Annotated in this window: 22 protein-coding genes; 12 read left to right on the top strand and 10 right to left on the bottom strand. The window is 73.7% G+C overall.

What is annotated here, in order from left to right:
* Positions 1–8 precede the first annotated feature (8 nt).
* Entirely contained in the window at positions 9–437 is a 429-nt protein-coding gene (locus C8054_RS22820) for a cytochrome c oxidase subunit 4 (protein WP_107159960.1), read from the top strand.
* An 85-nt stretch (positions 438–522) separates the two neighbouring features.
* Here C8054_RS22820 and C8054_RS22815 read toward each other — a convergent pair whose 3' ends face one another.
* The 4 genes from C8054_RS22815 to C8054_RS22800 all read right to left on the bottom strand — a co-directional run bounded on the left by C8054_RS22815 (position 523) and on the right by C8054_RS22800 (position 3,388).
* Positions 523–729 (bottom strand): hypothetical protein, encoded by a 207-nt coding sequence (locus tag C8054_RS22815; RefSeq protein WP_107159958.1) that lies wholly within the window; start codon positions 727–729, stop codon positions 523–525.
* Between the two features lie 119 nt (positions 730–848).
* Entirely contained in the window at positions 849–1,895 is a 1,047-nt protein-coding gene (gene trpD / locus C8054_RS22810) for an anthranilate phosphoribosyltransferase (protein WP_107159956.1), read from the bottom strand.
* A 78-nt stretch (positions 1,896–1,973) separates the two neighbouring features.
* Complete coding sequence (locus C8054_RS22805; protein ID WP_107159954.1) at positions 1,974–2,372, bottom strand: hypothetical protein; 399 nt, start codon at positions 2,370–2,372, stop codon at positions 1,974–1,976.
* A gap of 47 nt (positions 2,373–2,419) precedes the next feature.
* Positions 2,420–3,388 (bottom strand): cytochrome c oxidase assembly protein, encoded by a 969-nt coding sequence (locus tag C8054_RS22800; protein ID WP_233220051.1) that lies wholly within the window; start codon positions 3,386–3,388, stop codon positions 2,420–2,422.
* Positions 3,389–3,514: 126 nt separating this feature from the next.
* Here C8054_RS22800 and C8054_RS22795 point away from each other — a divergent pair, with 126 nt between their 5' ends.
* The 5 genes from C8054_RS22795 (at position 3,515) to C8054_RS22775 (ending at position 8,647) form a co-directional block, all read left to right on the top strand.
* Positions 3,515–4,114: a heme-copper oxidase subunit III gene (locus tag C8054_RS22795; protein WP_091059316.1), complete on the top strand. Its 600-nt coding sequence runs from the start codon at positions 3,515–3,517 to the stop codon at positions 4,112–4,114.
* Between the two features lie 72 nt (positions 4,115–4,186).
* Positions 4,187–5,020: a c-type cytochrome gene (locus C8054_RS22790; protein WP_107159950.1), complete on the top strand. Its 834-nt coding sequence runs from the start codon at positions 4,187–4,189 to the stop codon at positions 5,018–5,020.
* A 67-nt stretch (positions 5,021–5,087) separates the two neighbouring features.
* Entirely contained in the window at positions 5,088–6,176 is a 1,089-nt protein-coding gene (locus C8054_RS22785) for a ubiquinol-cytochrome c reductase iron-sulfur subunit (protein ID WP_107159948.1), read from the top strand.
* Entirely contained in the window at positions 6,173–7,804 is a 1,632-nt protein-coding gene (locus C8054_RS22780) for a cytochrome b N-terminal domain-containing protein (RefSeq protein WP_107159946.1), read from the top strand. The genes C8054_RS22785 and C8054_RS22780 overlap by 4 nt, the downstream gene beginning before the upstream one ends.
* Positions 7,805–7,972: 168 nt before the next feature.
* Positions 7,973–8,647, top strand: coding sequence for a DUF4142 domain-containing protein (locus C8054_RS22775; protein ID WP_107159944.1), 675 nt, complete (start codon positions 7,973–7,975; stop codon positions 8,645–8,647).
* Positions 8,648–8,710: 63 nt separating this feature from the next.
* Here C8054_RS22775 and C8054_RS22770 read toward each other — a convergent pair whose 3' ends face one another.
* The 5 genes from C8054_RS22770 to C8054_RS22750 all read right to left on the bottom strand — a co-directional run bounded on the left by C8054_RS22770 (position 8,711) and on the right by C8054_RS22750 (position 14,171).
* Positions 8,711–8,998: an Lrp/AsnC family transcriptional regulator gene (locus C8054_RS22770; protein ID WP_107159942.1), complete on the bottom strand. Its 288-nt coding sequence runs from the start codon at positions 8,996–8,998 to the stop codon at positions 8,711–8,713.
* A gap of 52 nt (positions 8,999–9,050) precedes the next feature.
* A complete protein-coding gene (locus C8054_RS22765; protein ID WP_107159940.1) occupies positions 9,051–9,914 on the bottom strand; it encodes an NTP transferase domain-containing protein in 864 nt (287 codons plus the stop codon).
* The gene (locus C8054_RS22760; protein ID WP_107159938.1) at positions 9,911–10,450 is read right to left on the bottom strand and encodes an NUDIX hydrolase; all 540 of its coding nucleotides are present in this window, start codon (positions 10,448–10,450) and stop codon (positions 9,911–9,913) included. The genes C8054_RS22765 and C8054_RS22760 overlap by 4 nt, the downstream gene beginning before the upstream one ends.
* 49 nt (positions 10,451–10,499) lie before the next feature.
* Entirely contained in the window at positions 10,500–12,287 is a 1,788-nt protein-coding gene (locus C8054_RS22755; protein WP_107159936.1) for a bifunctional (p)ppGpp synthetase/guanosine-3',5'-bis(diphosphate) 3'-pyrophosphohydrolase, read from the bottom strand.
* 126 nt (positions 12,288–12,413) lie between these two features.
* The gene (locus C8054_RS22750; protein ID WP_107160010.1) at positions 12,414–14,171 is read right to left on the bottom strand and encodes a DEDD exonuclease domain-containing protein; all 1,758 of its coding nucleotides are present in this window, start codon (positions 14,169–14,171) and stop codon (positions 12,414–12,416) included.
* 126 nt (positions 14,172–14,297) lie between these two features.
* On the opposite strand from C8054_RS22750, the gene C8054_RS22745 reads away from it, so the two are divergent.
* From C8054_RS22745 to C8054_RS22720, 6 genes are all read left to right on the top strand, one after another.
* Complete coding sequence (locus C8054_RS22745; RefSeq protein WP_107159934.1) at positions 14,298–15,695, top strand: NYN domain-containing protein; 1,398 nt, start codon at positions 14,298–14,300, stop codon at positions 15,693–15,695.
* Positions 15,696–15,856: 161 nt separating this feature from the next.
* Complete coding sequence (locus C8054_RS22740) at positions 15,857–16,084, top strand: hypothetical protein (protein ID WP_107160008.1); 228 nt, start codon at positions 15,857–15,859, stop codon at positions 16,082–16,084.
* Positions 16,085–16,526: 442 nt separating this feature from the next.
* Complete coding sequence (locus tag C8054_RS22735; protein ID WP_107159932.1) at positions 16,527–17,786, top strand: M48 family metallopeptidase; 1,260 nt, start codon at positions 16,527–16,529, stop codon at positions 17,784–17,786.
* A complete protein-coding gene (locus C8054_RS22730) occupies positions 17,783–18,907 on the top strand; it encodes a glycosyltransferase family 4 protein (RefSeq protein ID WP_107159930.1) in 1,125 nt (374 codons plus the stop codon). The genes C8054_RS22735 and C8054_RS22730 overlap by 4 nt, the downstream gene beginning before the upstream one ends.
* A gap of 206 nt (positions 18,908–19,113) precedes the next feature.
* On the top strand, positions 19,114–19,527 hold the full coding sequence (locus C8054_RS22725) for a hypothetical protein (RefSeq protein WP_107159928.1): 414 nt from the start codon (positions 19,114–19,116) through the stop codon (positions 19,525–19,527).
* Positions 19,528–19,571: 44 nt separating this feature from the next.
* Positions 19,572–19,907, top strand: coding sequence for a hypothetical protein (locus tag C8054_RS22720; protein WP_107159926.1), 336 nt, complete (start codon positions 19,572–19,574; stop codon positions 19,905–19,907).
* A 61-nt stretch (positions 19,908–19,968) separates the two neighbouring features.
* Here the strand turns inward: C8054_RS22720 and C8054_RS22715 are convergent, their stop codons facing one another.
* Entirely contained in the window at positions 19,969–23,607 is a 3,639-nt protein-coding gene (locus C8054_RS22715; protein ID WP_158273881.1) for a BTAD domain-containing putative transcriptional regulator, read from the bottom strand.
* Positions 23,608–23,643 lie beyond the last annotated feature (36 nt).

Genomic DNA, 23,643 nt, shown 5'->3' with positions numbered 1-23,643 from the left:
GGTTCGGCATGAAGACCGAGTGGAAGATCTTCCTCACCATCGCCACGTTCCTCCTCGGCGCGACCGTGCTCTACGGCGCCTGGACGTACGGCGACAGCGGCGGTCACGTCGAGTGGGTCGGCACCGTGGCGCTCCTGCTCTCCTTCCTGCTCTGCGCGATGTGCGGTGGCTTCTTCTGGTTCGTCTCCCGGCGGATCGACCTGCGCCCGGAGGACCGGGCGGACGGCGAGATCGCCGACGGCGCCGGTGAGATCGGCTTCTTCAGCCCGGGCAGCTACTGGCCGTTCGGCCTGGCGCTGGCCGCCGCGATCGCCGGCCTGGGGCTCGTGTTCTGGCAGTTCTGGCTGCTGGGCCTGGGCCTGGTGACGGTGGTCTTCGCCGCCTGCGGGCTGCTCTTCGAGTACTACTCGGGCACCCGCCGCACCGCCGAGCACTGACCGCACCAGCTCCGCCGCAGGCCCGCGCCCCCTCCGGGGCCGCGGGCCTGCGGCTTTCCACGCTGCGGGGCGGCCGTGGGTGAGGTCAGGCGGCGTGGCGGTGGGCGGGGCGCGGCACGCGCCGGCGGGACCGCGTCGCGGGGCGGAGCGTGCCGGCGGCGACCAGCACCGCCGCGCCGCAGCCGGTGCAGGCCAGCTCCGGGCAGTCGGCGCCGTGCCCGTCGCCGCAGTGCGGCGTCTCGAACAGCACGACGCCCTGACAGATGTCGCAGTAGAGCTCGCGGTCCGACACGGGCGTCTCCTCTCGCTCCGGTGCCGGCCGGGGCGGGACGCCACCGACCGACAGAGCTATCGACTGAAAACGGAAAATTACTCCCCTGTAGTTTGGCACGGGGGTCCGACAGCCACGGCTCAGGCGGAGCGCGCGACCTCCAGCCAGCGGTCCAGCGTGCTCGCGGCGGCGCCCGAGTCGACCGCCTCCGCGGCCCGGTCCAGGTTGGCCCGCAGCGCCTCGTGCAGGTCGCCGTCGAGCGGGCCCTGGGTGGCCAGCGCGACGGCGGCGTTCACCAGCACGGAGTCGCGCACCGGGCCGGTCTCGCCGGCCAGCAGCCGCCGGACCACGTCCGCGTTGTGGACGGCGTCTCCGCCCCGCAGGTCGGCGAGGGTGGCCCGGGGCACCCCGAGCTCCGCCGCGTCCAGCACCGACTCCCTGACGGTGCCCTGCTGCGCCACCCAGACCCGGGTCGGCGCGGCGGTGCTGAACTCGTCCAGCCCGTCCTCGCCGCGCAGCACGACGGCCGAGTCGCCGCGGGCCGCGAAGACGGCGGCCATCACCGGCGCCATCCGCCGGTCGAAGCAGCCCACCGCGCCCGCGCGGGGCCGGGCCGGATTGGTCAGCGGGCCGAGGAAGTTGAACGCCGTGGGCACGCCGATCTCGCGCCGGACCGGGCCGGTGTGCCGCATGCCGGGGTGGAAACGGGCGGCGAAGCAGAAGCCGATCCCGGCCTCGGTGACGCAGCGGGCCACCTGCTCCGGCGCCAGGTCGAGCGGCACGCCGAGCTGCTCCAGCACGTCCGCGGTGCCGCAGGAGGAGGAGGCGGCCCGGTTGCCGTGCTTGACCACCCGGACGCCCGCGCCGGCGACCACCAGCGCCGCCATGGTGGAGATGTTGACCGTGTGCGCGAGGTCGCCGCCGGTGCCCACCACGTCGAGCGCGGTGGCGCGTACCTCCTCGGGCAGCTCGACCGGCACGGCGCGGGTCAGCATCGTCTCGACCAGGCCGCCCAGCTCGGCCGGGGTCTCACCCTTGGTGCGCAGCGCCACGGCGAAGCCGGCGATCTGCGCCGGTGTGGCCGAGCCGGCCATGATCTCGCCCATCGCCCAGGCGGTGTCGGCGGCGGAGAGCTCCTCGCCGCGCAGCAGCGCGTTGAGCAGAAGCGGCCAGGTCCGTTCGCCCATGGCGGGCCTCCCGAGCGGCGTGAAGTGAAGCGGTTGGGGGCGCGCCACGGCCGCGTCGCCGTGGCGCCGCAGGGTGGATCAGGCCGCGGCGTGGGTGCGGCGCAGCAGCTCCGCCACGGTGCTGCCGGCGATCACCGGGTCCAGCGGGTGGGTCAGCGTGGCGTCGACCTCGGCGTACGCGGCGAGCCAGCGGTCCGCGGCGCGGGCCAGCACCACGCAGGTCGGCGGCGCGTCGTCCCGGTCGTCCTTGATCTGCCGGGCGATGCCGATGCCGCCGCCCGGGCTCGCCTCGCCGTCCAGCAGGAGCAGGTCGATCTCGTAGTCGTCGACCAGCCGGACGCAGCCGGCGTAGTCGGACGCCTCGACGAACTCGATCTCGATGCCGGGCGCCGGGCGGGTGCCGACGGCGAGTCGCATCCGGTCCCGGACCTTCGGGTCGTCGCTGTAGAGCAGGACGGTGCAAAGACGATCGCTCATCGTGACGTGGCTCCCACCTCGTAGCTGCCCGCTGATCGTAGCGGTCGTCACATTCCGCCGGTGGGCCCGGTCCCGGCCCCGGCGTTCGCCTCGGTGGCGCGCTGGCGGGCCTCCTGGCGGTCCAGCTCGCGGTCCACCCTGCGGGCCTCACGCTCCGACTGTTTGACCCACTGCACCACCAGCACGGCCAGCATGGTGACGCTGACGAACTCGCCGCCGGCCCAGAGGACGCCGCCGGCGACCACCTGGTCGTTGCGCGGGTCGGACCAGGCCAGGTTCAGCGACGGGTACCAGTCGCCGCCGAGCAGCGTGGTGCTCTGCATGATGGTGAGCCCGAGCACGGTGTGGAACGGCACCGAGAGCAGCATGAGCAGCGCGCGGGCCGGGTACGGCCAGCGCCCGGGCAGCGGGTCCAGGCCGAGCAGCGGCCAGAAGAAGACGCAGCCGGTCATGATGAAGTGCGCGTGCACCAGCTCGTGCGCCCACTCGTGGCGCAGCGTGAACTCGTAGAGGTTGGTGAAGTAGAGCACGAACGGGTTCGCCACGAAGATGGCGAACGCCACCAGCGGAAAGGTGTAGACCCGGGCCACCCGGCTGTGCACGACCGCGAGCAGCCGCTTGCGGGGCCGTACCGGCAGCGTGCGCAGCGCCAGCGTCACCGGGGCGCCCAGCGCCAGGAAGATCGGCGCGATCATCGACAGCACCATGTGCTGCACCATGTGCACCGAGAGCAGCGCGGTGTCGTACGCGCCGAGGCCGCTGACCGTGACCACGGCGATGCCGCCGAGCCCGGGGCCGAGGAACGCGACGGTGCGCAGCACCGGCCACCGGTCGCCGCGCAGCCGCAACCGGTGCACCCCGTAGAGGTAGAGCCCGGCGGCGAGCAGCAGGCCCAGCGTGAGCCAGCTCTCCAGCCGGGTCTCGGTGAGCACCCGGGCCACGGTGAACGGCGGTGGGGCGGCCTCGCCCCCCGCCGCCAGGGTCGCCGGTGCGGCGGCCGAGGTGACGGCGAGGATCTGATCGACGTGCAGCACGCTTTTCAGGGTAGGTCAGGCGAAGCGGACGACCACGATCGGGCCACTGCGGGCACCGGTTTGCCACCCCGCTGATCGTCGGTCCCGGTCAAGGGCAATAATGACCGCGTGACTGCGGCCCCAGCCATTGACAAGAGCCGGATCCACTCCCTGACGCGGCCGAACATGGTCAGCGTCGGGACGATCGTGTGGCTCTCCAGCGAACTCATGTTCTTCGCGGCGCTGTTCGCGATGTACTTCTCGATCCGCGCGGCGGCGCCGGAGCAGTGGGAGAAGCACACCGAGGTCCTCAACATCCCGTACGCGACCACCTTCACGGTGATCCTCGTGCTCTCCTCGGTGACCTGCCAGCTCGGTGTCTTCGCGGCCGAGAAGGGTGACGTCCACGCCCTGCGTCGGTGGTTCACGATCACCTTCGTGATGGGTCTGATCTTCGTGCTCGGCCAGGCGAACGAGTACCGGACCCTGGTGCACGAGGGCGTCAAGATCAACGAAGACGGTTACGGGTCGATGTTCTACCTGACCACCGGCTTCCACGGTCTGCACGTGACCGGCGGGCTGATCGCCTTCATCATCTTCATGGTCCGCACCACCATGGGTCGGTTCACCCCGGCCCAGGCGACCTCGGCGATCGTGGTGTCCTACTACTGGCACTTCGTCGACGTCGTGTGGATCGGGCTGTACGCCATGATCTACTGGCTTCAGTGATCTTGGCGCGTTCCGAACCGCGCCGCTGCTCCGTCCCCTGAGACAAGGTCCAACCGGTTAAGGACACAGGTCATGACTTCTGACAACGACCGCCGACGCGGTCTGCTCGCGCGGCTGCGCGGGCGGCCCGTGGCGCGCAGCAGGGGCCGCCGCCGGCTGGGTGCCGCGGTCCGGCTGGCCGCCGCGCTGATGCTGGCCGGCGGCGCCTACACCGTCTTCGCCCCGGGCGTGCAGGCGCAGGACAACCCGCCGCTGACCGCCGCCGGTAACGAGGGCAAGGCGCTGTTCGATGTGAGCTGCGTGACCTGTCACGGTCGCAACGCCCAGGGCGTCGAGGGTCGGGGCCCGAGCCTGATCGGCGTCGGGTCGGCCTCGGTCGAGTTCCAGGTCGGCAGCGGTCGCATGCCGATGGCCCGGCAGGAGGCGCAGGCCATGCGCAAGCCTCCGCAGTTCACCGACGAGCAGGTGCGCCAGCTCGGGCAGTACATCCAGGAGCTCGGCGGCGGCCCGCAGGTGCCCTCGGGCAACCTGCGCGACGGCGCCAACATGGCCACCGGTGGCGAGCTGTTCCGGATCAACTGCTCGCAGTGCCACGCGTTCGGCGGTGGCGGCGGGGCGCTCTCCTCCGGCAAGTACGCCCCGAGCCTCAAGCCGGCCAGCGACCGGCAGATCTACGCCGCCATGCTGAGCGGCCCGCAGAACATGCCGGTGTTCGGCGACAACCAGATCACTCCGCAGGAGAAGGCGGACATCATCGCCTACATCCAGGAGACGCTGAAGAGCGACCAGGACCAGGGCGGTTTCAACCTGGGCCGGTACGGCCCGTCGACCGAGGGTCTGGCGATCTTCCTGGTCGGCATCGTCGCGCTGGTCTTCGCGAGCCTGTGGATCGCGGGCAAGTCGTGACCCAGACGAACATCTGTATCATTGCCCTGGTGCCGGCCACCGGTGCCACGCGTAGCGAGGTGACGGCATGAGCACCCACACCGAGCACCAGGCCCCGCAGGGTCCGGAGCCGGTCGACGTGAACGACCCCCGGCTCTCCCGGTTCGAGATCGTCCAGGAGGGCGCCCGGCGGGACGACATCGAGATCGTCCACTACGAGGAGCAGGTCGTCCCGGGCAGCAAGGCGGAGCGCCGGCTGACCCGTACGGTCGCGCTGATGTTCCTGCTGACCGGCGTCGCCGCCACCGCCTTCCTGGTGATCTACATCTGGTGGCCGTGGCAGTGGGAGGCCGGTCGCGGCGGCGACAAGCTCTACACGCCGCTGCTCGGCCTGACCCTGGGCCTGGCCCTGCTCGGCGTCGGCTTCGGCATCCTGACCTGGGGCAAGAAGCTGCTGCCCAAGGAGGTCTCGATCCAGGACCGGCACGACCAGGGCGGCAACCCGGAGGATCGCAAGATCACCGGCGAGACCATGCTCTACCTGGCCGACGAGCTGGGCGTGAAGCGGCGTCCGCTGCTCGGCATCTCGCTGCTGGCCGGCCTGGCGCCGGTCGGCGCGGTCGCCGCGGCGCCGCTGATCGGTGGTCTGATCGAGCAGCCGCACAAGAACAACCAGATGTTCACCACCGGCTTCGCGCCGGCCGAGGGCGGTGAGAAGATCCGGCTGATCCGCGAGGACGGCCGGCCGATCCGCCCGGCGGACGTCAGCGTCGGCGGCCAGCTCACCGTGTTCCCGGGCATCGAGGGCGGCGTCAGCAACCGGCACGCCGACTCCCCGACCCTGCTGATCCACCTGCGCGAGGACGACGCGCAGAAGTCGCGCGCGGCCAACGAGCGCAAGGGCCGCGGCGACTTCATGTGGGGCAACTACGTCGCGTTCTCCAAGATCTGCACGCACGCCGGTTGCCCGGCCAGCCTCTACGAGCAGCAGACCAACCGCCTGCTCTGCCCCTGCCACCAGTCCCAGTTCCTCATCACCGACAACGCCAAGCCGATCTTCGGCCCGGCGAACCGGCCGCTGCCGCAGCTGCCGATCGAGGTGGACGAGGAAGGCTTCTTCGTGGCGAGGTCCGACTACACCGAGACCATCGGTCCCGACTTCTGGGAGCGGCCATGAAGCGCCGAAAGTTCGATGCGGCCGCGCTGCCGGCCAAGACCGCCGGGGCGGTGGACGACCGTTTCCAGGTCGCCACGCCGCTGCGCAAGCTGCTGAACAAGGTCTTCCCCGACCACTGGTCCTTCCTGCTCGGCGAGATCGCGCTGTTCTCGTTCGTGGTGCTGTTGCTGACCGGTGTGTTCCTGACCTTCTTCTACGAGCCGGCGATGACCGAGGTGACCTACGACGGCAGCTACGCGCCGCTGCGGGGCACCCCGATGTCGGCCGCGTACGCCTCCAGCCTGGACATCTCGTTCGACGTCCGGGGCGGTCTGATCATGCGGCAGATGCACCACTGGGCGGCCCTGCTGTTCATGGCCGCGATCGTGGTGCACATGCTCCGGGTCTTCTTCACCGGCGCGTTCCGCAAGCCGCGTGAGACCAACTGGATCATCGGCTCGCTGCTGTTCTGGGTCGGCTTCCTGGCCGGCTTCACCGGCTACTCGCTGCCCGACGACGGCCTCTCCGGCACCGGCCTGCGGATCGCCTCCGGCATCATCCTGTCGATCCCGGTGGTCGGTTCCTGGGTCAGCTCGTCGATCTTCGGCGGCGAGTTCCCCGGCATGATCATCATCAGCCGCTTCTTCATCGCCCACGTGCTGCTCATCCCGGGCCTGCTGGTGGCGCTGATCAGCGTGCACCTGGGCCTGGTGTTCAAGCAGAAGCACACCCAGTGGCCCGGCCCCGGCCGGACCAACGAGAACGTGGTCGGCGAGCGGATGTTCCCGCGCTACGCGCTCAAGCAGGGCGGCTTCTTCATGGTCGTCTTCGGCGTGATCGCGCTGATGGGTGGCCTCTTCCAGATCAACCCGATCTGGTACTTCGGCCCGTACGAGGCGTGGGTGGTCTCGGCGGCCAGCCAGCCCGACTGGTACGTCATGTTCCTCGACGGCTCGACCCGACTCATGCCGGGTTGGGAGATCAGCATCCCGATCGGCGACGGGTACGTCATCCCGCCGCTGTTCTGGCCGACGGTCGTGCTCCCCGGCATCCTGGTGGGCCTGTCGACGATGTACCCGTTCCTGGAGGCCCGCCGCCTCAAGGACTACAAGCACCACAACCTGCTCCAGCGGCCCCGGGACGTGCCGGCCCGGACCGCGGTGGGCGCGATGGCGGTCGCCTTCTACGTCGTGCTGACGCTCTCCGGCGGCAACGACGTGATCGCCGACAAGTTCCACATCAGTTTGAACGCGATGACGTGGGCCGGCCGGGTCGGTCTGCTGGTGATCCCGCCGCTGGCCTACTACGTCACCTACCGGATCTGCCTGGGTCTCCAGCAGCACGACCGGGAGGTGCTGGCCCACGGCGTGGAGACCGGCATCATCAAGCGGCTGCCCGACGGCCGGTTCGTCGAGGTCCACCAGCCGCTCACGTCGGCGGACGGGCACGACGGCCACGCGCCGGCGCTGGACTACGTCGGCTGGGTGGTGCCGAAGAAGATGAACCGGCTCGGTGCCCTCGGGCCCGCCATCCGGGGCTTCTTCTACCCGATCGAGAAGCCGGCCGAGGCGCCGGTCTCGCCGGGTCACCCGCCGGTCGAGCCCCGAGCAGAGCGGGAGGAGGTCGGCAGCGGCGAGAGCCGACGCTGACCCTTCCGGGTACGACTGACCGTGGCGCCCGCCGGATCCCTCCGGCGGGCGCCACGTCCGTTTCCGCCCCGGTCGGCGGTCCGGTGCGCCCCGGACGGGTGGAATCGCAGGAATAACCCCGGTCAGCCGGGTATCCGTGCGGTCCGACGTCTCATGGGGGAGGAACGCATGTGGGGAATCAAACGCCTGGGTCTGCTGGCCGCGCTGGTGGTCGTGGGGCTGGCGCCCGCCGCCGCGGCACAGGCCGCGGCGCAGCCGTCGACGCAGGACACCCAGTATCTGCAGGCGGTGCACCAGGTCAACCTGTTCGAGATCACCGCCGGTAACCTGGCCCAGCAGAAGGGCCAGAACCAGCAGGTCAAGGACCTGGGCAAGATGTTCGTCACGGACCACACCCAGCTGGACCAGACGGTCAAGTCGACCGCGCAGCAGCTCAACGTGCAGCTTCCGGCCGACCCGACCGCCGACCAGCAGAAGGTCCTCGACAAGCTGAACGGGCTCAGCGGCGCCCAGTTCGACAAGGCGTGGGTGACCGCCCAGCTCGCCGGCCACGTCCAGGCCATCCAGGCCACCCAGACGGAGATCTCGCAGGGCTCCGAGCAGTCGGTGGTGCAGCTCGCCCAGGACGCGCTGCCGGTCCTGCAGGCGCACTACGACGCGCTGGTGGCGCTGGCCCAGACGCTGGGTGTCCCGGTGCCGCAGACCAGCGCCAGCGGCACGCCCAGCCCGGGCGGCACCACGTCGCCGGCACCGGGCGGTACCGAGTCGTCCGCGCCGGGCGGCACCGGGACCGAGGAGCCCGCACCGGGCACCACGGAGACCCCGGCGCCCGCGCAGAGCTGACCAGACCGCACGACCGACGGTGGCCGGTCCGCCCCTCGCCGGGGTGGGCCGGTCACCGGCGTCTCAGTCGGCGCTGGCCAGCCCGATCGCGAACGCCTCCTCCAGGTCGTGCTGCGAGTAGGCCCGGAACGCGATGTGCGACTCGGTGTTGAGCACGCCGGGCACCTTGGAGATGCTCCCGGCGATGACCTGGGCGATCTGCTCGAACTCGCGGACCCGGACCATGGCGATCAGGTCGACGTGCCCGGCCACCGAGTAGACCTCGCTGACGCCGGGCAGGGCGGCCAGGTTCTCGGCCACCTCGGGGATGGAGTCGGTGGCGCAGTCGATCAGCACGATCGCGGTGATCACGGGACGTTTCTCCGTTCGTCGGCGACGAGCCCCATGCTAGAGCCCACGCCGGTCACCGCGCGGCCGGGACGGTCAGGTCGACGCCGGCCCGGATCACGCCGTCGAGGCGTTCCCCGGCGGCGACAGTCGCGCCCGGCCAGATCACCGACCGGTCGACCGCGCCGTGGACCCGCGCGCCGGCGCCGACCACCGAGCGGGTGACCGGCCCGTCCACCGTCGCGGACGGGTCGACCAGCCCGGCCGGACCGGCGGCGTGCAGGTTGGCCGCCAGGTAGTCGGCCGGTGTGCCGGTGTCGTAGAACGTTCCCGGGTAGCGGACCACGGTCAGCGCGCCGGCCGCCTCCGCCGGCCGCCACACCGCCCGGACCAGCTCGTCGAACGTGGCCGGCAGGTCCCGGACCAGGCGCCAGGGCAGCAGCGACAGACCGGCGAAACGGTGGCCGGCGAAGGTGCCGGGGGCGGCCGGCTCGTCCGCCGGCCGACCGAGCAGGCGTACGCTCCGCCCGTCCCAGCCGTCACACAGCGCGGCCACGTCGGGGCCGGGTGGCGCCGCCGGGTCGGCCAGGTACGCGTCGGCGTTGGCGACCAGCACGCCCCGCCCGGCGATCCAGTCGCGCAGCCGGCCGACGCCGCCGGCGGTGCCCAGCGGTTCGCCCGGCTCGACGGAGAGGTGGGCCCGGTCGCCGACCCATGCGGTCACCTGGTCGCCCAGGTAGCAGGCGTTCACCGCGACCCGCTCGGGGCCGATCAGGCCGAGGCCGGCCAGCCGGGCCAGGGCCCGGTCGAGCAGCGGCACGTTGCCGACCGGGCAGAGCGCCTTGGGCACCCGCTCGGTGAGCGGGCGCAACCGGGTGCCCGCGCCGGCCGCCAGCACCACCGCGCACACCTCGACCCCGGCACGCGGTTCGGGGCTCATGCGGCCGGGGGCACGGGCGGCGGGACCTCGCCGGCGCGTGGGCCGATGCCGTAGTGGGCCAGCAGGTTGGCGGTGGCGCGGCTGAGCCGGGGCAGATCGTCGAGCGGGTGCCAGGCGGCTTCCAACACCTCGGCCCCGTCCACCTTCAGCGTGGTGCTCGACGCCGGCACCGTCACCTCGAAGACCACGTCCACCCAGCCCTTGGCGTGCACCACCGCGTTCGGCACCGCCGGCCGGAGCCGGTCGGGGGAGAGCCGGACGCCGGACTCCTCGTGCAGCTCCCGGGCGGCGCCGACCACCGGGGGCTCACCGCGTTGCAGCAGGCCGGCGGGGAGGCTCCAACTGTGGCCGGGGGGTTGGCGCAGCAGCAGGATCCGTCCCGCGCCGGTGGCCTCCGCGTCCCGGACCAGCGTGACCGCACCGACGATGTACTTCGGCACCGCCAGCCGGACCAGCCGGCGCCGCAGCGGGACCGGCAACCGGTAGAAGAGGCGGTAGCCGAAGGCCCGTCCGGTGGCACGCGCGCGGGGGATCATGCGTTCAGGCTAGTGGCCGGCGGGTCGGCGGGGGCGAAGGCCCTTCACCCTACTGCCGGTGGTCGACCAGGTCGATGAGTTGCTGGACCACCGTGTCCGGCTCGACCGAGCGGTCGAAGACCGCAACCAGCAGCGTCTCCAGGTCGGGGTAGCCCAGCTCCTCGGAGAGCCGCAGCAGGGGCAGGTCGCTGGCCAGGCCCCGGTTGTGTTTGCGCAGCGCCAGGCCGATCGAGGCGCGGCCGAGCCGGACCTTGTCGGCGATCGAGATGCCCGGCTCGGTGTGCTCGGCGAACCACCTGTTGATCTGCATCTGGGCGTGCGGGGACTTGACGAAGCCCAGCCACTCCCGGCGCGGACCGCGAGGCGCGACGTCGGCCTCGAAGCCGCTCTCCGCGTCGCTCTCGGTGAAGATCTCCACCACGTCGCCCTCCTCCAGCTCGGAGGAGAGCGGGGCCAGTCGGCCGTTGATCCGGGCGGCGAGGCAGTGGTCGCCGCGTTCGGTGCCCAGCTCGTACGCGAGGTCGACCGGGGTGGCCCCGGCCGGCAGCACCAGCTGCCGACCGTCGGCGACCACCTGGATCTGCGCCTCCGACAGGTCACAGCGCAGCGACGCCATGAACTGGGTCGGGTCGACGGTGTCCTGCTCCCAGTCGAGCACCCGGCGCAGCCAGGACAGCTCGTCCGTCCGGTCGGCGGCCCGGCCGGCGGCGCGCGGGAAGCGGTAGTGGGCGGCCACGCCGTACTCCGCGGAGCGGTGCATCTCGGTGGTGCGGATCAGCACCTCGACCGTACGGTCCTGCGGGCCGCAGACGCTGGTGTGCAGCGACCGGTAGAGGTTGTTCTTCGGTGAGGCGATGAAGTCCTTGAAGCGGCCCGGAACCGGTCGCCAGAGCCCGTGCACGGCGCCCAGCGCGGCGTAGCAGTCGGTCGCCGGGCCGTCCACCACGATGGCGATGCGGGGCAGGTCGTACGGGGCGGCGTGGCCGCCGGCGACGGTGTCCTTCCAGATCGAGTACAGGTGCCGCGGGCGGGGGGAGACGTCGGCGTCCACCCGGCTGCGGCGCAGCGCCGCCCGGGTGCGGGCCACCACGTCGGCGAGGTAGGTGTCCCAGCCGGGCCGGTCGTGCACGAACCGGGCGATCCGCGCGTGCTCCTCGGGCCGCAGGTGCAACAGCACCACGTCGTCCAGCTCGCGTTTGAGCGTCTGGATGCCCAGCCGGTCGCAGAGCGGGACCAGCACGTCGAGGGTCTTGCGGGCGATCCGCTCCCGAGATGCGGCGGAGCGGACGCCGAGCGTCCGCATGTTGTGCAGCCGGTCGGCCAACTTGATGACCAGCACCCGGACGTCCTTGCCGGCCGCCACGATCATCTTGCGGACGGTCTCCGCCTCGGCGGCCTTGCCGTAGAACGCCTTGTCGAACTTGGTCACGCCGTCGACCAGGTGGGCCACCTCGCCGCCGAAGTCCTCCTGGAGCGCCTGGAGCGTGTAGCGGGTGTCCTCCACCGTGTCGTGCAGCAGCGCGGCGACCAGCGTGGTGGTGTCCATGCCGAGGTCGGCGCAGATCTGCGCCACCGCGAACGGGTGGGTGATGTAGGGCTCGCCGCTCTTGCGGAACTGACCGCGGTGCATGTTCTCGGCGATCGTGTACGCCCGGCGCAGCACCGAGACGTCGGCGCTGGCGTGGATGCCACGATGGGCGCGGACCAGCGCGGTGACCGGGTCGCCGTCGGCGGTGGGCCAGGTGAGCAGCGAACGCAGCCGGCGGGTGAGCGGTAGCTCGCCCTGGTTCGGAAGGGCGCCGCCCAGGGCGGCGCCGTGTCCGGCGTCGACGTCCACCTGGGACACCTCCTCACCCGGCCCGCGATCACCGGGGCCGGTGACCGGGAGCAGACCCGCGAATCGGGCAGTGCTGCACTTCTTCAACAGCCTAAGGGAGTCGGCGTCGTCCGATCGGACACTTGGTCATGAGCGTTCGGTCGAGAGTTGGTGGGATCCGCCGTTCTCGGCCTTCGCCAGCAGGTCGCGGAAGCGCCCCGCGCCGGCCACCGGCGAGGCCCATCCGGCGGTGCTCTCGACCAGCCGCGTCTCCGGCCGTTCCAACCAGGACAGGATCCGCTCGGTCTCCTCGGCGGTGGCCGCCGGCACCGGACCGTGCCCGGGCAGCACCGTCTCGGCGGTGGCCCGGATCGCCGCGATGGTCGGTCGTGGGTGGACACCGGGTGGCGACACGCCGGCCCCGGCGAGCCGCCCGTGCCGGACCAGCGCCAGCTCCCAGCCGCCCCGGGCGGCGGGTCGGGCGGCGGCCAGCTCGGCGATGCCGGTCAACGCCGCCAGGCGCTGCATCCGGACCGCCGCGCGCAGCACCGCGACCAGCCGGCCCCGCGCCACCGCCGCCTCCTCGTAGCGCTGGGCGGCGGACAGCACCTCGATCCGGGCGAGCAGGGCGTCGACCACCACGGCGGGATCGTCGCGGGTGGCGGTGCGGAACGGGGTGGCGGCGGCGTGTTCGTACTCCTCCGGGGTGATCCGGTGCTCGCAGGGCGCCGGGCAGCGACCCAGCTCGGCCAGCGCGCAGGCCGGCATGGTGGTGCGCCGGGAGAGCCGGTGGGTGCACTGACGCAGCGGCACCGCGTCGTGGAAGCCGGCGGCGGCCAGCTCCGCGGCCTGTCGGGACCGGAACGGGCCGAGGTAGGCGGTGTCGGTGGGGCCGAGGTCCCGGACGACCGACAACCGGGGGTACGCCTCGTCGGTGAGCTTCAGCCAGACCTGGCGCTCCGGGTATTTCGACCGGCGATTGTACGGCGGGGCGTGCGCGGCGATCAGCCGCAGCTCGCGAACCTCGGCCTCCAGCGAGTGGGCGCACTCGACCGCCTCCACCCGCTCGGCGGCGGCCAGCATCTCGGAGATCCGGGCCCGTTTCTCGCCGGCGGTGAAGTAGCTGCGCACCCGGGTGGCGATGTCGCCGGACGTGCCGACGTAGAGCGGCCGGTCGTCGGCGGCCCGGAAGATGTAGACGCCGGGCACCTTCGGCAGCCCCTCGGCGAGGTGCCGCTTGCGGCGCTGGGTCGGGGTGACCGCCCGGGCGAACTCGATCGCCTCGCCGATCGTGTCGACCCGGTGCCCGCCCAGGCGGCCGATCAGCCCGTGCAGCACGTCGACGGTGGCCTTGGCGTCGTCGAGCGCCCGGTGGGTGGGTTGGGTGGCGGTGCGGAAGTAGCCGGCCAGCGTGCCCAGCTTGCGGTTGGGCACCTCGTCGCGGGTGAGCACCCGCCGGGCCAGCGCGGCGGTGTCCAGCACCCGCGGGTTGGGCCAGCGGTAACCGTGTTTCGCGCAGGCCGCCTTGAGGAAGCCCACGTCGTAGGGGGCGTTGTGGGCGACCAGCACGGCGTCGGTGAGGAACTCCAGGAAGCTCGGCAGCACCTGCTCGATCGGTGGGGCGGGCACCAGCATCGCCTGGGTGATCCCGGTCAGCACGGTGATGAACGGCGGGATCGGCACGCCCGGGTTGACGAGCGTGGCGAGCACGCCCAGCTCCTCGCCGCCGCGGACCTTCACCGCGCCGATCTCGGTGATCCCGCCGCCGTCCGGCGCGCCGCCGGTGGTCTCCAGGTCGACCACCACGAAGGTGGTCGCGTAGAGCGGCAGCGCGGGGTCGACGCCGCTGCCCGCCGCCCGGTCCAGACCGGCCAGCGACTCCTGGACGTACTCCGTTCCCGTCACCAGCGGGACGGTAACGGCACGGTCCGACACTCGCGTCACTCCGGCCCCGCCGATACCACGGGGGTACGATGAGAGATCGGCTCACTCACCGGGCGGTGGGCCCGTTCGGGGTGGGAGACTTGCCACATGCCCCTCACCGAGCCGCACGACGACCGCTCCTCCGCGGAGGAGCCGGTGGTCGGCGCGCCCGAGCCCGGTGAGGACCCGTCGCCGCCCGAGCCCGAGCCCACCCTCCCCGAGCCGGTCCGCCAGCGGATCGTCACGCTGACCGCCGCGGTCCTGCCCGGCCTGCCCGCCGACGAGGTGCCGGTGCCGCTGCGCCGAGTCGCCAAGTTCGCTCCCAACCGCCGCGCCCGGCTCGGCGCTCCGGCGATCGCCGCCCAGCTCACCGCCGACCCGCTGTTCCGGCAGCGGGTCACCGCGCGGGTGCTGGCCGACGCCGGTGACCTCGGCGCGGCGGTGGTCGAGGGCACCGCGCCGGCCGCCGCCGACCCGGTCGAGGTGGCCGCGCTGGCCTACCTGGCCCGGCCCCGGGGCTGGCGGGAGCTGATCGAGGCCAGCGGCGAGGCGGTGCGCGCCGAGGCGGACAGCGCGGTCGTGGCCGAGTTGGTCCGGGAGGCCGAGCAGCGGGCCACCCGCGCCGAGCACGACCGGGCGGTGGCCCGGGTCGAGGCCGAGAAGCTCCGCGACGAGCTGGCCCGGGTCCGCGAGGAGCTGGGTCAGCTCCGCGAGGAGGCCCGGCAGTTGGCCCGTACCCTGCGGGAGACCCAGACCCGGGAGCGCCGGGCCACCGAGCTGCTGGCCACCGAACGGGGCCGGGCGGCCCGCGCGGCGGCCGACGCGGACGCCGAGCTGCGCCGCGCCCGGGCCCGACTGGCCGAGGCGGAGGCCGCCGCCGGGGTGGCCCGGGCCAGCGCCAAGGAGGCCCGCTCCGTCGACGACGCCCGGCTGTGGCTGCTGCTGGAGACGATCGGCCAGGCCGCGGTCGGGTTACGCCGGGAGCTGGCGCTCGACCCGGTGGACACGCTGCCGGCGGACTTCGTCGCCGACGCGTTCGCCGACCAGCCCGGCGCCGCCCAGGCCGGGCCGGCGACCCGGGCCCGCGACACCGACGACCCGGCCCGGCTCGACCAGCTCCTCGCGCTGCCCCGGGCGCACCTGGTGGTGGACGGCTACAACGTCACCAAGCGCGGCTTCGGGGAGATGTCGCTGGAGCAGCAGCGCAAGCGGCTGATCACCGGGTTGGGCGGGATCGCTGCGCAGACCGGGGACGAGGTCACCGTGGTCTTCGACGGCGCGGAGCGGATCCACGGGCTGCCGCCGGCCCCGCGCGGGGTGCGGGTGCTCTTCTCCCGCAAGGGCGAGACCGCGGACGAGCTGATCCGGCGGCTGGTCCGCGCCGAGCCGGCCGGCCGGCCGGTGGTGGTGGTCTCGTCGGACCGCGAGGTCGCCGACGGGGTACGCCGGCACGGCGCGTACCCGCTGGGCGCCGACTCGTTGCTGCGCCGGCTCGCCCGCTCCTGACCCGCTCGCGCCGCTTCGGCGGAGTGGTGACTGGATGATCGTTTTCGGGGTGGGTGCTGCCTCGTTGTCCGGTTCTGTCGTACCCGACGCATAGCCTTGCGGTGACCGACGGTGGTGATCCCTTCCCCGACCGCCACCGGCGACCGCGTCAGGAGGCGTTCATGCTCATCGACTGCGACGGCTGCGGCATCCGCGGCGCCGGCTGCGCCGGGTGCCTGGTGACCGCGCTGCTCGACTCCGAATCCCCGGCGGCCGACCTGGGCCCGGCCGAGCACCGGGCGATCGAGGTGTTCGCCCGGGCCGGCTTCGACGTGGAGGTGCTGCCACCGGCGGCCACCCCCGCCTCCGCACCCGCACCCCGCCGCGCCACCCGCCGCCGGGTGGCGTGACCCGCTGGCCCTGCCCCGGTCGGCCGCCGACATGTCGCGGGCTCCTGCCGCCGGGGCGTGACCCGGACCCCGGTGCGTCCCGGGCGTGTCGCGGCAGCCAGACAGATGCGTCGTGAGCGATATACCCGTCTGTCATAAATATGACCGACAGGTATATCGCTCGCGGGCCAATACTGCCCGCTGTCCGCCGGGCCTGCCGCCCGCCGTTCGCCGCCCGCGGCCGGCCGCCCGGTTCCTGTCGTCCGCGGGAGGCTGACGCGAGGCGAGACGCCAGGTGCGCGCCGGCCCGACCGCCCGGCGGAGGGTGCGGCCGGGCGGGTGGGGCGGCAGCCGTCGTCGGTCGGGCACCGGAGCGGAATCGTTCGGGCCGGGCAATAGGATGGGCGGTCACGGTGGAGGGGAGCGGCATGACGCGGACGGGTGGCGACGGCGGGGTGGGGCGGTGAGCCCGCGCGGCTGGGCGCTGCTGACCCTGGCCGGGCTGGCGGTGGCGCTCGTCGTCACCGTGGCGCTGCTGGTGCCGTGGAGCCGGCCGCCGGCGCCCCGCACCGACCAGCTCGCCGCGTTGCGGGCGCTCCCGGTCGAGCAGGTGGCCCGAGGTCGGGCGTTCAGCGGCGCGTTGCGCCCGGCCGGCTGGTCGGCGCTCGTGGTCGGTCTGGTGGTGGCGCTGCTGCTCGGGCTCACCCCGCTGGGCGGGCGTCTGGTCGAGCTGGCCGGCCGGCCCCTCGGGGGGCACTGGGTGGCCCAGGCCGTGCTCGGCGGGTTGGGCGTCATGTTCCTCGCCGACCTGCTCACCCTGCCGTTCGCGGCCTGGCGACGCACCGTGCTGGTCCGCTACGGGCTGAGCACCCAGGGCTGGGGCGGCTGGGCGGTCGACCTGCTCAAGTCGTACGCGGTCAGCGCGGTCATCGGCGCGCTCGTCCTGCTCGCCTTCTACTCGGTGGTCCGGCTCGCCCCCCGGTGGTGGTGGGTGTACGGCGCGGCCGGCGCCGCCGCCCTGGTGGTGATCCTGTCGTTCGTGCTGCCGGTGCTCGTCGAACCGGTGTTCAACAGGTTCACCCCGATGGAACCGGGCCCGCTGCGCACCGAGCTGACCACCATGGCCGCCCGGGACGGGGTCCCGGTCCGCGACGTGCTGGTCGCCGACGCGTCCCGGCGAACCCGGGCGGTGAACGCCTACGTCTCCGGGCTCGGGCCGACCCGGCGGGTGGTGGTCTACGACACGCTGCTGCGCGAGGCGGAACCGGCGGAGGTGACCAGTGTGGTCGCCCACGAGCTGGGGCACGCCAAGGACCGCGACGTCTGGACCGGCACGCTGATCGGCGCGCTCGGCGCCGCCGCCGCGGTGGTGGCGCTGTACCTGGTCGGCTCCTGGACCCCGCTGCTGCGGCTGGCCGGCGTCGACTCCATCGCCCAGCCGCGGGCGTTCCCGCTGCTCGTCGCGCTGGTCACGGTGGTCGGGCTGGTGGCCACCCCGGTGCAGGCGCTGGTCTCCCGACGGGTGGAGGCGCGGGCCGACGCGCACGCGCTGGCGCTCACCGGCGACCCGGCGACGTTCGAGGCGATGCAGCGCCGGCTGGCCGGGGTGAACCTGGCCGACCCCGACCCGCCGCGCTGGGAGTACCTGTGGTCGGCGTCCCACCCGTCCACCGTGGAGCGGATGGCCGCTGCCCGCGCCTACGCCAGGGAGCACGGCCGATGAGCCGCACGTTGCTGATCACCAACGACTTCCCGCCCCGTCCCGGCGGCATCCAGTCCTTCGTGCACAACCTCGCGGTGCGCCAGCCGCCCGGCTCGGTGGTGGTCTACGCGTCGAGCTGGCGGGGCGCGGAGAAGTTCGACGCCGACCAGCCGTTCGAGGTGGTCCGGGAACGCACCCGGGTGCTGCTGCCCACGCCGCTGATCGCCCGTCGGGCCGCCCGGCTGGCCCGGGCGTACGACTGCGACACGGTGTGGTTCGGCGCGGCGGCGCCGCTGGGGTTGCTCGCGTCGGGGCTGCGCCGCCGGGCCGGGATCCGCCGGGCGGTGGCGCTGACGCACGGGCACGAGGTCGGGTGGGCCGCGTTGCCCGGCGCCCGGTCGGCGCTGCGGCGCATCGGCCGGGGCGTGGACGTGACCACCTACCTCGGCGAGTACACCAGGGTGCGGCTGGCCCGGGCGTTGGACGGGCTGACCGAGCTGCGCCGCCTCGCGCCCGGCGTCGACGTGGAGACCTACCATCCCGGCGTCGACGGCGAGCCGGTCCGGGCGCGGCTCGGCCTCGCCGACCGGCCGGTGGTGGTGTGCGTGTCGCGACTGGTGCCGCGCAAGGGGCAGGACGCGCTGATCCGGGCGTTGCCGGAGATCCGCCGCCGGGTGCCGGACGCCGCGCTGCTGGTGGTCGGCGGCGGGCCCTACCGGGCCGCCCTGGAGAAGCTGGCCCGGCAGGCCGGGGTGGAGCGGGACGTGGTCTTCACCGGCTCGGTGCCCAGCGCCGACCTGCCCGCGCACTACGCCGCCGGTGACGTCTACGCGATGCCCTGCCGCACCCGCAACCGTGGCTTGGACGTGGAGGGCCTCGGCATCGTCTACCTGGAGGCGAGCGCGACCGGGCTGCCGGTGGTGGCGGGCGACTCCGGGGGCGCGCCGGACGCGGTCCGCGAGGGGGAGACCGGGTACGTGGTCCGGGGCCGGGACGTCGCCCAGCTCGCCGACCGGGTGGCGACCCTGCTCGCCGACCGTGACCTCGCCCGCCAGCTCGGCGCGGCCGGCCGGGCCTGGGTCGAGCGGGAGTGGCGCTGGGAGACCCAGGCCGAGCGGATGGCCACGCTGCTCGCCGGCTGACCCAGCGCGTCGCTGCCGCCGTTCGGTCGACCGGGCTGCCGCCGCGCCGGTCCGCCGCGTTCCGTCATGCCGATGAGCTGCCCCGTCGCGCCGTGGCGACCGGCAGTTTTCTGGTCAGCGTCGAGCCAGCGGGATGCGTCCGGCCCGTTGTTACGTTCCCTCCGCACCTCGATTTACATCGATGGATAAGAAGGGAAGGTGCCCGAATGCGCAAGACCCGTGGTTCGCCGACCGGACGGCGGCGGGCGGTCGCCCCGCTGCTCGCGGTGGCGCTCGGAGCGGCGGCCGTGCCGTTCACCCTGGCGGCCCCGGCCAGCGCCGACATCCGCAGTTGTGGATCGATGAGCGTCACCACGCAGCTCCAGCCGATCAACGGCACGGGGCAGGCGATGCTCACCATCCACGTCTCGGGAGCCAGCTACACCTCCTACGGATACCGGTTCACCGGCGGCGCCGGCACCGGTGGCGGGAACGGGGTCATCCCCGCCTTCCCGGGCGACGCCACGGTCTGGCTGAAGAGCGGACCGGGCGCGGTCACCAACTGGACCGACGTCTATCTCAGCTCCGGCTACGACAGCTGCACCATCCGTTACCTGGTGGACTCCACCTACGTGGCCTGACCACGTGGGTGCGGCACCTCCACCGCATCGAGGAAGGAAACGACATGAGCGTGAAGAAGAAGGCCGCCGCCGTGGCGGTCGCCGGAGTGGCGATGGCCGGCGTGATCGTCGGCCCGGCCGGCCCGGCCAGCGCCGCCGCCGGCTCGTGCACCTGGTCCAACGTCAACGGCGCGAACTTCTACACCACCGTCGCCTCCGGCGGCACCGCCATGTACCGGGTGTACTTCAACGGCATCTACTCCTACAACGGGTTCCGCACCTCGTTCGACAACCCGTACGCGACGAGCATCTACACCAGCCCGCGCGCGACGATCACCGTCCAGGTGGTCGACTACACGGCGGGCGCGAACACGCAGACCATCTGCGGCAGCAGCTTCTAGTTCCTCGAGGCGCGGGGCGGGTCGGTACGCCGGCCCGTCCCGCGCCCACGGCCGGCCCGGATCAGGTCGGCCCGTCGGCGAGCAGCCGACGCATCCCGGTCTCGCCCCGCGGATGCCCGACCTCCCGGTAGATGGCCAGCGCCTGGCGGGCCGGGCCGGCTCCGCGACCGGCGGCCCCGGTCAGCCGTTCCACCCGTGCCCGCCCGGCGAGCGCGTCGGCGTGCAGCAGCCGCCACCGCAGGGCGCCGCTGCTGGCGGTGGCCCGCTCCGCGAGCCGTCTCGCCGCCTCCGGCTCACCGTCGGCGGCGTTGAGCAGAGCCAGACCGACCATGGCGCGCACCTCACCCGGGCGGTGGCGGACGTCCCGGGCGGTACGCAGCGCCATCAGGTGCCGCTCCCGGGCACCCCGGGGGTCCCCGGCCGCGCGGGCGAGATCACCGAGGACGTTGAGCGCGTCGACCTCGCTCGTCGCGTACCCGATCTCCCGGGCCCGGTCGAGCGCCTCAGTCGCGTGCCGGCGGGCCCGATCGTCGTCGCCGAGATCCCGCCAGACCAGCGCCAGCGTGCGCGACGCCTCGGCCTCGCACATCCGGAAGGCGGTCTCCCGGGCGATCAGTGCGGCCCTGGACAGGCAGCTGAGCGCGGTGTCGAGCTGCCCGAGCAGCCGGTGGACGTCGCCGAGGTTGAGCAGCGAGATGGCCTCCCCGGTGCGGGAGCCGAGCCGGCGTTCCAGGGCGAGCGACTCGTCGTACAGCTCGACCGCCCGGTGCAGCCGGCCCAGGTCCTGGCAGATCAGGCCGAGATTGTTCAGGTTGATCGCCTGCCCGGCCAGTCGGCCGGTGCGGCGGTTCAGGTCGAGTGCCCGCTCGTAGTGGCCCACCGCGTCGTCCGGCTGCCCGTCCATCTGGTCGAGTTCGCCGAGGGTGCCCAACGCCGCGGCGGCGGCGTCGAGCCAACCCGACTCCTCGGCGAGACCGAGCATCCGGAGCGCGTGCCGACGCGCCGGCGAGGTCAGGTTCCGGCGGATCAGGCAGCCGGCGAGGTTGAGGTGGGCGGCGGCCTGACCTCGAAGGTCGCCGTCGGCGGTGGCGGCGGCGAGCGCGGCGTTGCCCACGGCGAGCCAACCGACGTCGTCGGCGCCCAGGGTGAAGTGCCCGCGCAGCGCGTCACCGAGCCGCCAGGCGACGCTCCGCAGGCCCAGGCGGGCGGCCCGGGTGATCACCGCGATCAGGTTGCCCCGCTCGGCGTCCAGCCAGGCGGCGGCGGACGCCTCGTCGGGGAAGGCGACGTCCGCCGTGTTGTCGCCGGCCGTCCTCGCGTCGGCGCCGTCGTCCGCCGCGCCGCCGTCGTCCGCGCCGCCGTCGTCCGCGCCGCCGTCGTCCGCCGCGCCTCCGTCGGTGCCCGCTGCGCCGGCGCCGTTGTCCGCCGCGCCTCCGTCGGGGTCCGTCGCGGCGTCGGCCGGCAGCCGGAGCATCGTCGGATAGAGCACGTCCGCGGCTTCGTGCACCCGCGCCAGGTGGTGCCGGCACCACCGCTGCACCGCCGCCCGCCGCTGCGCCGGGGTGTCCTCCCGCCGCGCCCGGTCGCGCGCGTACAGCCGCAGCAGGTCGTGGCAGCCGTACCGGTCGGGCGGCGCCCACCGCAGCAGGTGGGCGCGGCAGAGCAACGCCAGGAGCCGCCCGGTCTCCGCCTCCGGCCGGGCCACCAGGGCCGCCGCCGTGGCCGGCGTGACGTCGTGCAGCGGCAGCACGCCGAGGAGCCGGAAGAGCCGACGGGCGTCGGCGGGCAACCGCCGGTACGACAGGAAGAACGCGGCGGGCAGCGCCGACTCCGTCTCGTCGGCGAGCGACAGCGCGGACAACCGGTTCGCCGAGATGATCTCCGCGACGTACCCGGCGATCGGCCGGTCGCCCCGGTCCAGCAGGTTGGCGGCGGCGATCTGCAACGCCAGCGGCAGCGCGCCGCAGGCGTCGACGAGGTTCCGTACCGCCTCCGGTTCGGCGTCCGTGCGACGGTTGCCGAGCCGCCGCGCGAGCAGGGCGTGCGCGTCGGCGGGGGAGAGCACCTCCAGGCCCAGTCGGATCGCGCCCTGCCGGGCGACCAGGCCGGAGAGCTGACCGCGGCTGGTGACCACAGTGACGCACCGGGGCCCGCCGGGAAGCAGCGGACGCACCTGCGCCGCGTCCGCCGCATTGTCCAGCACCACCAGCAGCGCACGTTCGGCGGTGAGACTCCGGAACATGTCCGTCGCCTCGTCCTGTTCCGGGGGCACCCGGTCGCCGGGCACGCCCAACGCCCGGAGGAACCGGGCCAGGACGTCGATCGGGCGGGCCGCCGTCTCCGCCGAGAAGCCGCGCAGGTCGACGAAGAGCTGACCGTCCGGAAACCGCTCCCGGACCCGCTGTGCCCAGCGCACGGCAAGGGCCGTCTTCCCGATGCCGGCCATTCCGGTGATCACGAAGGTGGTGCCGGGAGCGGCGTCGCCCCGTTCGGCGCGGATCGGCTCGTCCAGGCGGTGGAGGTGGTCCGCGCGACCGACGAACGGCACCATGTCCGGTGGGAGCTGGGCGGGGCGCAACGGCCCGGTGTCGTACCCGGCGGCAGCGGTCGGTCCGGACGGTGGGGCCGGTACGGCGTCGTCCGCCCCGGCGATCCCCGGCCGACGGCGCAGCACCGCCACGTACGCGGAGCGCAACGCGTCGCCGGGATCGAGGCCGAGTTCCTCGGCGAGCCGGGCCCGGACCACCCGGAAGACGTCGAGCGCGGCCGCCGGCTCGCCCTGGGCCAGCAACGCCCGCATGAGTCGGGCGTGCAGCCCCTCGTGCAGCGGTTCGTCCGCGACGACCCGCCCCAACGCGAGCACCGCCTCCCGGTGGCGACCGACGCGGGCGGCCCGGTCGGCGAAGCGCGCCGCCGCGTCGACCCGTCGCCGGCCCAGCTCCACCGTCCACGGGTGCCCGGTCAGCCGGGGCTCGGCCCCGGCCAGGACCGGCCCCCGCCAACACCCCAGCGCCGCCCCGACCGCCTCGGCCACGGCAGCCGGATCGGCGTCGGACGACCCGTCGGGGGAGACGAGGCGATCGGCGTCCGCGAGGAACGCGTCGAAGGCGGCGACGTCCGACTCGCCGGGCGACAGGTCGAGCCGGTACCCGCCGTTGACGTGCGCCAGCAGCTGGTCGCCGGGGTGCGGCCCGGCCCTGCCGGGCGCGGCGTCGGCGAGGTCCCGCCGCAGGCGGCTCACGTAGACGTGGACCAGGTTGACCGCCGTCCGTGGCGGGTCGTCCGCCCAGAGCACGTCGACGATCTCCTGTTGACCGACCACCCGACCAGCCCCCAGGGCGAGCAGCGCCAGCAGACACCGCTGGTTCGCCGAGCCGAGCCGCAGCGGCCGGTCGCCCCGGCGGACGTCCAACGGCCCGAGCACGTCCACCCGCAGCGCGCCGGTGCCCGCCCCGGCCGCCCGGCCCACCACCGCCCGCAGCTCATCGCGTTCCGCCGGGGAGAGACGCAGGGCGTCGGCCAGGCCGTCGAGCGCGGGAGCGTGTGGCCGGCGGGTCCGGCCGCGTTCGAGGTCACGCAGCGTGCGTACGCTCACGCCGGCCCGGGTCGACAGCTCCGCCTGGGTGAGACCGGCCCGGAGCCGGTACCCGCGTACCAGCGCGCCGACGCCTGACGCGCCCGCAGCCGTGCCGGCCGTCACCCGGTGGTCCGTTCGCCATGCACGGTCCACATTGTG

It is taken from the genome of Micromonospora sp. RP3T (genome assembly GCF_003027925.1).
Taxonomy (GTDB): Bacteria; Actinomycetota; Actinomycetes; order Mycobacteriales; family Micromonosporaceae; genus Micromonospora.
This window is presented reverse-complemented; position numbering and strand designations above follow the sequence as displayed.

Excerpts from the sequence above, each read along its gene's own strand:
- C8054_RS22820 (WP_107159960.1), top strand. The coding sequence starts at position 9 with ATGAAGACCGAGTGGAAGATCTTCCTCACCATCGCCACGTTCCTCCTC.
- trpD (WP_107159956.1), bottom strand. The coding sequence starts at position 1,895 with ATGGGCGAACGGACCTGGCCGCTTCTGCTCAACGCGCTGCTGCGCGGC.
- C8054_RS22805 (WP_107159954.1), bottom strand. The coding sequence starts at position 2,372 with ATGAGCGATCGTCTTTGCACCGTCCTGCTCTACAGCGACGACCCGAAG.
- C8054_RS22790 (WP_107159950.1), top strand. The coding sequence starts at position 4,187 with ATGACTTCTGACAACGACCGCCGACGCGGTCTGCTCGCGCGGCTGCGC.
- C8054_RS22785 (WP_107159948.1), top strand. The coding sequence starts at position 5,088 with ATGAGCACCCACACCGAGCACCAGGCCCCGCAGGGTCCGGAGCCGGTC.
- C8054_RS22780 (WP_107159946.1), top strand. The coding sequence starts at position 6,173 with ATGAAGCGCCGAAAGTTCGATGCGGCCGCGCTGCCGGCCAAGACCGCC.
- C8054_RS22775 (WP_107159944.1), top strand. The coding sequence starts at position 7,973 with ATGTGGGGAATCAAACGCCTGGGTCTGCTGGCCGCGCTGGTGGTCGTG.
- C8054_RS22765 (WP_107159940.1), bottom strand. The coding sequence starts at position 9,914 with ATGAGCCCCGAACCGCGTGCCGGGGTCGAGGTGTGCGCGGTGGTGCTG.
- C8054_RS22760 (WP_107159938.1), bottom strand. The coding sequence starts at position 10,450 with ATGATCCCCCGCGCGCGTGCCACCGGACGGGCCTTCGGCTACCGCCTC.
- C8054_RS22745 (WP_107159934.1), top strand. The coding sequence starts at position 14,298 with ATGCCCCTCACCGAGCCGCACGACGACCGCTCCTCCGCGGAGGAGCCG.
- C8054_RS22740 (WP_107160008.1), top strand. The coding sequence starts at position 15,857 with ATGCTCATCGACTGCGACGGCTGCGGCATCCGCGGCGCCGGCTGCGCC.
- C8054_RS22730 (WP_107159930.1), top strand. The coding sequence starts at position 17,783 with ATGAGCCGCACGTTGCTGATCACCAACGACTTCCCGCCCCGTCCCGGC.
- C8054_RS22725 (WP_107159928.1), top strand. The coding sequence starts at position 19,114 with ATGCGCAAGACCCGTGGTTCGCCGACCGGACGGCGGCGGGCGGTCGCC.
- C8054_RS22720 (WP_107159926.1), top strand. The coding sequence starts at position 19,572 with ATGAGCGTGAAGAAGAAGGCCGCCGCCGTGGCGGTCGCCGGAGTGGCG.